This is a genomic window from Streptomyces sp. NPDC048331, assembly GCF_043201215.1.
GTDB lineage: Bacteria > Actinomycetota > Actinomycetes > Streptomycetales > Streptomycetaceae > Streptomyces.
Genome location: NZ_JBICYT010000113.1, coordinates 1 through 1,094 on the forward strand (window position 1 = coordinate 1; position 1,094 = coordinate 1,094).

1 protein-coding gene is annotated in these 1,094 nt (G+C 69.3%); it reads right to left on the reverse strand.

The features are described 5' to 3' along the window. Positions 1–155 precede the first annotated feature (155 nt). On the reverse strand, positions 156–1,094 hold a 939-nt coding region (locus ACGFYY_RS42395), incomplete at its 5' end, for a hypothetical protein (protein ID WP_393718001.1).

Here is a 1,094-nt window from a genome sequence, read left to right on the forward strand (position 1 = left end):
CTTAATTCACCGGCGAAACGATCATGCCGGTCCGGTTGATCCGGCCATCGCAACAGGGTCTGGGTTGGAGGCTGCGGGCTGCGGCCTCGCTGGTGCCGAGCACGGTCATTGGCCACCGTTTCCATTGGAAACTGCAGCCGCCTGCTTTGCCGAAGTCACCCGCGTTTGCCCAGCCAGCGGAGCAGTCCCTTGCGCCGCTGAGGAGGAACGGGCGGCGGAGGCCCGGCAGGCTTCGGAGGGATGAACACCTCTGCGGGTTCGACCGGTGCCGGTGGTGGGGTCGGGTGCTGGACCTGGGGCGGCACGGGCGGCGGCGCTTGGGTGGGTGGCGGAGTGAGGGGAGGGCGCGGTGCAAGGACGGCCTTGATGACACGTTCGGTGTTGTCCAGGTAGGGCGTGGCTGGCCGTTTCGGTGGGGAGAGTGCGGCCGGTGGCTGCACCGGTTCCGGTTGCCTCGCTGCGGGCTTCTGGTTCGTGGCCGCTGCTCGCTGGCGGGCTGTGACGGGCGGCGGGCACGTCGGCGTGGTGGGGCGGCCGGTTGCTTCGTCGTCGCTCCAGTAGGCGATCTGCCAGTGCGCGTCCGCGAAGAGCCGGAGCTGCGGGATGTGGCTGCGGGTGAGGACGGACCAGTCGCCGAGGGCCAGCACGTGGGTGCCAGGGGTGAGCGGGGTGATGAGGTTCTCGTACATGGAGCGCAGGACGACGTGGAAGCGGCCCTGCTGGGTGGGGACGTCGGTGGCGAGGGTGACGTACCGGCGGCCTCCGTTGTCGGTACGGACCGCTTGGACGGTGCCGTGGACCGCGACGGGGTAGGAGGCAGGCGTCGCACTGAGCTGCCGGACGTAGAGGGCAGCCATGGAGTCGTTGTCGGGGCCATAGCAGAACTCGCCCCAGGGGACCTGGGGGTGGCTGTGTGGCCGGACTTGAAACTTCTTCACGATCTTGGGGTCGAAACCGTGCATCTGCAGGAACCGGGCGATCTTCGCGGCGCTGGTGATCGCGGGCGGCAGCTTGGGGCGGACAGTGGTGACGTTCCGCGTGCGGACAACGCTCTCGGTTCCGGTGCCCGTCGGTTCGTCCGGGCCCGGTGCTCC